Annotated in this window: 3 protein-coding genes; 1 reads left to right on the top strand and 2 read right to left on the bottom strand. The window is 49.4% G+C overall.

Going from position 1 to position 7,322, the window contains the following annotated elements; translation table 11 throughout:
* Positions 1–335: 335 nt before the first annotated feature.
* Positions 336–1,067 carry a dephospho-CoA kinase gene (gene coaE, locus QUA00_RS35655; protein WP_333143412.1) on the bottom strand — a complete coding sequence of 244 codons (732 nt, stop codon included), beginning with the start codon at positions 1,065–1,067 and terminating at the stop codon, positions 336–338.
* A 205-nt stretch (positions 1,068–1,272) separates the two neighbouring features.
* Here coaE and QUA00_RS35650 point away from each other — a divergent pair, with 205 nt between their 5' ends.
* Complete coding sequence (locus tag QUA00_RS35650; protein WP_333413259.1) at positions 1,273–6,420, top strand: CHAT domain-containing protein; 5,148 nt, start codon at positions 1,273–1,275, stop codon at positions 6,418–6,420.
* Between the two features lie 27 nt (positions 6,421–6,447).
* On the opposite strand, the gene QUA00_RS35645 is transcribed toward QUA00_RS35650, so the two are convergent.
* Positions 6,448–7,322, bottom strand: an 875-nt coding sequence (locus tag QUA00_RS35645; RefSeq protein ID WP_333413258.1) for a transposase, incomplete at its 5' end; no start/stop codon positions are given.

The raw sequence follows: 7,322 nt of genomic DNA, 5'->3' as shown, positions 1-7,322 counted from the left end.
CGGGCTTTCTTCTTTCACCGCTGGCGATCGAGCCGGACTTCCTAAAAGCCCCCGCTTTTAAGCGTGGGGTTCCTTACATTAACTTCATAAATGGTTGCTATTGTATTTTTAAATAAATTGTGAACCTTTTATTTTTTCTGATCTTTTCTGATCTGGCTTTGTGACAAGAGCGCTGACGCGCCACTCCGAAAGAGGAGTCGAAAGCGGTTGGGGAAAAAAAGCCCGTTCACAAAATCGTGGAGTCAATCTCAAATCTCAACTCTCAAATCGAACTGCCGCGCAGGAATTAAAAAAACCAGGTTTTAAAACTGATATCGCCGAGTCAATCTCAAGTATCAAATCTCACAGCGACTGACTTGCACATCTACCTGCAGGAATAGCGAGTCGAGGGTTGACGAGTTGTCCAAAATAACGTCAGCTTGTTGACACTTTTGAGCTAGTGGCAACTGGGCGTTAATACGGGCATTAGCTCGATCGTAACTTAAGCCGTCTCGCTGCATTAGTCGTTCTAACTGCACTTCGGGTGAACAGTACACTACCCAAATTTCGGTACACAAGTCAGTCATGTTAGCTTCAAACAGCAGCGGCACTACCAAAACCAAAGTCAACGTGTCAGCCTTGGCACAGAAACCGGGTTTTTTTTCAACAATACTCGGTTCTAGCTTGTGGTCAAACAAGTCGGTTTCTTGAGTCTTTGTACTTAAATCCTGTGTCCCTTGGGATACCAAACTCGATGCAGCAATGCAGCTTTGAGTTTCCTCAACTAATCGGCGGCGCACGTAAGGGTGAATCTGTTGTTCCAACCACTGCCGCTCGTCTGCGTTACAAAAAATAATACTTCCCAACTCTGGCCGATTTAAATTGCCGTCCGGGAGCAAAATACCCGCGCCGTATCGTTTTACAATAGAGTCAAGTATTGGCGAACCGGGGTTCACAGCTTCGCGGGCGTAAATATCGCCATCTAAAATCGGAAATCCACAGGCATCTGCCAGATAATTAGATATAGCGGTTTTACCCGTGGCGATGCCCCCAGTTAAACCGATCCGACGGACAATTAGATCGCTCATAATTTTCTCTGTTTAAACTTCCTGTGTTTCGACACTTACTGCCAGTCTTTGCTATGTTGGTGACACAATCAAATTTAGACTTAAATTTTAAGATTTGCGATCGAGAGTTCGCGTTAAGAAGTGTCAGCATAGGGGTGCGATCGACTCTTTTTTACCTAAAATCTCAATTTTCAACTCGAATTAAGGTCTAGACCGAGGCAAACTTATGAATGCTCAACGTGCTGTGCGGTCGATTCTGGCAGCAATTCCCTTTGCTGGATTTTTGATATTAGATTTTTTCCCCAACCTGGTTTTCCTCAAAGAAAACAGCAGGGGATGGGTACTGGTGGCAATTTATCCCCAATCTCAAATTGCTGCAGCACAATCTATTACTCCAGCCCCAGACGGCACCGGAACCGCTGTCACTGCCCCAGGTACAGGGTCGCCTCCTCGCTACGACATTAAAGGTGGCACTACCTCCAGAGACGGAGCAAATTTGTTCCACAGTTTTACTCGGTTTGGTCTGAATGCTGGCGAAACTGCCAATTTCATCTCCAACCCAAGCGTTAAAAATATCCTCGGCCGCGTTGTCGGGGGCGACGCTTCCTTAATTAACGGCCTAATTCAAGTTAGCGGCGGCAATTCTAATTTGTTGCTGATGAATCCCGCAGGCATTATCTTCGGAGCAAATGCCCGACTCGATGTGTCCGGGTCTTTTTTTGCTACCACCGCTAGCGGTATCGGTTTTGACAACGGCTGGTTCAACGGTACTGGGGCGAACGACTTCGCGGCCCTCGTCGGAACGCCGAATGCTTTTGTTTTTGGCCCACAGCCCGCGAGTATTGTCAATGCCGGTAACTTGGCTGTCGGAACCGGGCAAAATTTGACTTTGCTGGGCGGTACGGTGATCAGTACGGGCCCACTTTCAGCCCCAGGCGGTCAAATTACTGTGGTGGCGGTTGGAGACAAAAATCTGGTGCGGTTGAGTCAAAACGGACTTTTGCTGAGTTTAGAAGTTTCTCCAGCAGCCGGAGTGTCGGGTTCCGAAGGTGTTCCCTTCTCTCCGCTGAGTTTACCTGGACTGCTTTCGGGCCCCGGCGTGGCTAACGCTACGGGTATAACTACGAACGCTCAAGGTGAAGTCGTGCTCACAGGCGGCCAAACAGTGCCTGCCGGTGCTGGAACTGCGCTGGTAGCGGGTTCTGCGGACGTGTCTGCCAGGGGGGGCGTCGGAGGCAGCGTCAACGTGTTGGGCGACAAGGTAGGGCTGTTTGGAGCGAAGATTGAGGCTTCGGGGCCGGACGGTGGCGGAACGGTGCGGATCGGGGGAGATTACCGAGGCGAGGGAACTGTGCCGAATGCCAGGATGACTTACGTGGATGGCAAAAGTTCGATCGCAGCCAACGCAACTGAATCAGGCAACGGCGGCCGAGTTTTGGTCTGGGCTGACAACACAACAGCATTTTTGGGCAGCATCAGCGCAAAGGGCGTTTCTGCAACGGGAACCGCAGGTGTTGGGGGGTTTGTGGAAGTTTCGGGCAAGCAAAGATTGATTTTTAACGGTAATGTTGATACCTCTGGGACAAACGGTTTGGGGACTTTGCTGTTAGATCCTAAAAATATTTTCATTACAGATTCCCCAGAAGCTGCGGGCGATGCGGAAATAATTGCCAACAATAATATTTTGGCAACAGGAACGCTACCAGGACAGGAAAACAATTCTGAGCCTTCGCTGACAATTTCGGCTACAGCTTTGGAAAGTATGTCGGCTACGTCAAATGTGGTTCTCGAAGCCCTCAATGATATTACAATTGCTGATTTGGCGGACAATCAGTTGAGCTTTCAAGCAACTACTGGTTCGGTAACATTTAGAGCAGATGCCGATCGCAATGGTGCGGGTGCTTTTTCTATGAATGCGGCCGATACAATTAGCACCGGTGGCGGTGCGATCGCCCTGGAGGGAAGTCAAATTACTGCGGGCAATTTGTCAAGTAACGGCGGAAATATTAGTTTGATTAGTCCGGGTTCGACTGTTGCAAACAATATTTCTTCATCCAATCCCAGCACCGGCAGCAGCGGGAATATTGCGATCGAAGGCCTGAACGTAACGGCCCAAAAACTTGATGCCAGCGGCCCGGAAGCGGCGGGTAATGTAACTGTGACGGCTCGGAATGTTCTGGGAGTGAGCTCGATCGCAGGGGGATCGGGAAACATTACTTTGACTGGTAATGAAATTAATTTCAAAGGCGACAAAAATTCAGTCAGCGGCACTGGCTTTTTGGTACTGCAACCTTGGAACCCCGGTCAAAATATTGCGATCGGCGGTTCTGGAGATGTCGGCACTAATATTTATTTGAATCTGACGGCAAACGACCTCGGAAGTTTGCAAAATGGATTTGCTGGAATTACGATCGGCCGCAGCAACGGTATCGGTTCAATTCTGATGGCCAACGATTTCACATTTTACGATCCGCTAATTATTCAATCGCCAGCGGGTTTGGGAACAATCACTACCACAAGTTCCCTGACAGGGGCCGACAATGCCTCAATTACTCTCAAAGCTGACGGCAATATCCGTACCGGAAATATCACTACCAACAATCAGGAAATTCGCATCGTCAGCACCGCAGGCAATGTCACAACCGGTCAGCTAGTTACTGGAACTGCGCGCACTATCAACACTTCTGTCAATTCTTCCCAAGATATACGCAATTCGGCGGGAGATGTTAGTGTTACCGCACAGGGCACGGTGACTGCTGGGGCGATCGACACGAGGGGCGATCGCGCGGGGAATGTGACGCTGACGGGACCTAATGGAGTCACTGCGGGCGCGATCGAAGCTGGCGGCTCGAAAAGACCGGGAAATATTACTTTAACCGGCAGCGAGATTGACTTGACGGGTGACAAAAATTCGATCGCCAGCAACGGCAATCTGGTGCTGCAACCGGCCGATCCCAGTCAAAATATTATAATTCAAGGTTCGGGCAGTACAGAAGCTCTGAACTTGACTGCTGCTGAATTGAACACTTTTCGGAATGGGTTTGCTTCGATCGCGATCGGACGTTCTGACGGTAGCGGTGCGATCTCGATTGGTTCTCCAGCGCCCAATTCAACGCCGAATTCCACGCCAGTAGCGGTGACATTTCAAGATCCGACGACGATTCAATCGCCGTCGGGCACCGGCGCGATCGTGGGAACGGGTGCGATCGTCGGCACTGATAACGCCACCATCTCTCTGATGGGCGGTACTGTAGCCGTCGGAGACGTTACCTCGACTGCGGGGATTAACATCACTAGCAGTCAAGGCAAGTTGACTGCTGGTACGGTTTCATCTCGCTCAACTTCCGGGGAGGCTGGCCCTATCAATATTCGCAGCGCCGGTGCGGTAGAAACCGGCAACATCGATGCTTTTGGTGCCAGAAGCGGCGGAAATATTTCGATTGCGGCGCCGGGCCGGATCGTTACAGGGGTGATCAATTCGAGTTCGCAGTCGGGAAGTGCGGGTTCGAGCCAAATTACCGGGCAGAAAGATGTTGAAGTTGTTTCGATCAAAGCTCGTGGCAATACGGGCGGCGATGTGGCAATCGAAGCTGGGGGAGCGTTTCTGGCTGCGGGAACAGGAACGGCTGCTGAACGCGCCGAGGTTAGCATTTCTACAGACGGGCTGGCTCGATCGGGTTCACAGACGCTGCTGCAAAGCACTTGCTCGTCGGGAACCTGCACGGCGGCGACTGTTGGGACGGGAAACTTGAAGTCGAACACTGCGACTTCCTCAACTGCGATCGGGCCGCTGGCGATCGTGCCGAGTCCGGCACCAACTACCACCGTGGAACTGAAAACTACAGCCAATTCTCAACAAATTGTGACTCAGGTGAGTCTCGGCCCCGCAGCGCAGGTGCCCAAGAGCACTAACGCAAATGTCTCGCCAGAAGCTGCTGCTGTCTCTTTTGAGGATCAGTCGAACGAGAATGCTGCCGGCTCGGTACTGCTGTCGCCGTCGGTGTTACAAGACAATTTAGGCGCGCCTGCGACGACAGAAAACGGCACCTTGCAGGCAACTTCACAGAAGTCGGCGAGTGCGGTAACAGCAGAAAGTATCGGGAATGTGAGGGTTCCTGAGATTTCTCGATCGAACTCGATCGCGCAAATAAATCCGATCGACGCAGTGCAGCAAAGGGATAGAACTCAGGGCCGGGAATTTGAACGTTACTTTGGGGGCACTGTCACTGAAAAGTCCGTCACGCAGCAAAGTATTCGAGATACTCTCAGCAGCGTCAATCAGTTGACTGGGGTTAAACCGGCCATCCTTTACGTGTGGGCCAAAGAAAAACATTTAGAACTTGTGTTGTTATTGCCAGACGGCAAAAATGTTTTTAAAAGCGTGCCTGCAAGCCGCGAGACAGTCCTGCAAGTTGCTAAAAAATTCACTAATGCTATCAGAAGTCCCAGGAGATTGAATACTGCTGACTACAAGCAACCTGCCGAGGAACTTTACCAGTGGTTAATTGCACCGCTGCAACCGGAATTGGAGGCTAACAAGATTGACACCTTGGTGTTTTCTATGGATGTCGGTTTGCGAACTTTGCCTTTGGCTGCTCTTTACGACGGCAAGCAGTTTTTGGTAGAAAAGTACAGTTTGGGGCTGATTCCGAGTTTGAGTTTAACTGATACTCGCTATGCCGATGTTAAGGGTTCTGAAGTGTTAGCGATGGGTGCGTCGAATTTTCCTGCCAAATACGATCAAAATCCTTTGCCTGCGGTGCCGCTGGAAATATCGACAATTGTGGGCAAGATTTGGCCGGGTTCGTCTTTTCTCAATGAAGCTTTTACTTTGGCAAATTTGAAGCAGAAGCGCAATCAACCGCAATACAAAATTATTCATTTAGCTACTCACGGCGATTTTCAGCCTGGGGGAGCCCAAAATTCTTACATTCAGTTTTGGGATACTAAGTTGCGGTTGGATCAGTTGGATCAGTTGAAGTTATCTAACCCGCAGGTGGAGTTGTTGGTTTTGAGTGCGTGTACTACGGCGGTGGGGGACGAACAAGCTGAGTTGGGGTTTGCAGGGTTGGCGGTGCACGCGGGGGTAAAATCAGCTTTGGCGAGTTTGTGGTATGTCAGCGATGTTGCTACTTTGGGGCTGATGACTGAGTTTTACCAGGAGTTGCGTACAGCGCCGATTAAGGCTGAGGCTTTGCGGCAAGCGCAGTTGGCGATGTTGCGGGGAGAAGTGCGGTTGCAAGATGGTTATTTGGTACGATCGGGCAACAATCAAGCTCTGCCTTTGCCGTCGGAGTTGGCCACCAGGGGCGATCGAAATTTGTCGCATCCTTATTATTGGGCCGCTTTTACAATGATCGGTTCGCCGTGGTAATTCTGAAGGATTGACACTCTGATACTTTTAATCCAGACAATCCCCGACAATCGGCAACAATCTGAATATAGCACACTCATCAGACAGGTCCCAGAGTATGGTGGTATCCCACAAAGCTTTGAGAAAAATCCCCAAAGCACCATTAAAATCACGGGGCATTTCATAACCACAGTTAGGACATCTAAAAGTTTTAGAGCTACCCAATTTTTTATGAATATGACCGCATTTCGTACAAGTTTTGGAAGTATATTCCTCAGTTACCCTAATCAATCTCGAACCGTAACGATTACAGAGATGTTCTAAAGTTTGGGAGAACTGATAGAATGCCCAAGTCATCATTGCTCTCGCCGACTTAGAATTGAGCTTGCGAGTACCTCTTGCCACCATCTGAGAAGTTTCAAAAGTAGGTAAGTAAATAACATCATAATTCCTAGCCAAGTGACTTGCTACTTGCTTGTGAATCTCAGAGCGTAGGTTTTTAATTTTTGTCCTCACCCTTTCCATAGCTTGTTTTAATCGATAGCGTAATCGAGAAAACTCGCTACCTTGAGAGCGACTAAGTTTTGATTGCATTTTGTCCAAATGTTGACACAGCCTAGCAATCTTGCCAAAGTCGTGTTTGCCAAATTCAGTAAAAGAATTACCATCAAACCCGGTCAAAAAACAACGCAGTCCTGGATCTAGTGCGATGGTCTTGCCATCATTTTTAGACTCTGGAACGTCCATCTCTACAGGCATATTTACAAACCAGCGTCCCTTGTTGTAGGTGACTTCTACGGCTCTATCGTAGTTAATTAAGCAGAAATCTTGCCCAGTCCACAGAGCCTTCTCCAAACCTTTGCTAGCGTTGGTCATTAGATGACCGTTCTTATAGTCCCCCGGAGCGAACTGAATAGTCTGTT

The sequence above is a fragment of the Microcoleus sp. T2B6 genome (assembly GCF_036700475.1).
In the GTDB taxonomy this organism is placed as follows: Bacteria; Cyanobacteriota; Cyanobacteriia; order Cyanobacteriales; family Microcoleaceae; genus Microcoleus.
Note: the sequence above shows the minus strand (reverse complement) of the source record. Positions and strands in the feature narration are given on the sequence as shown.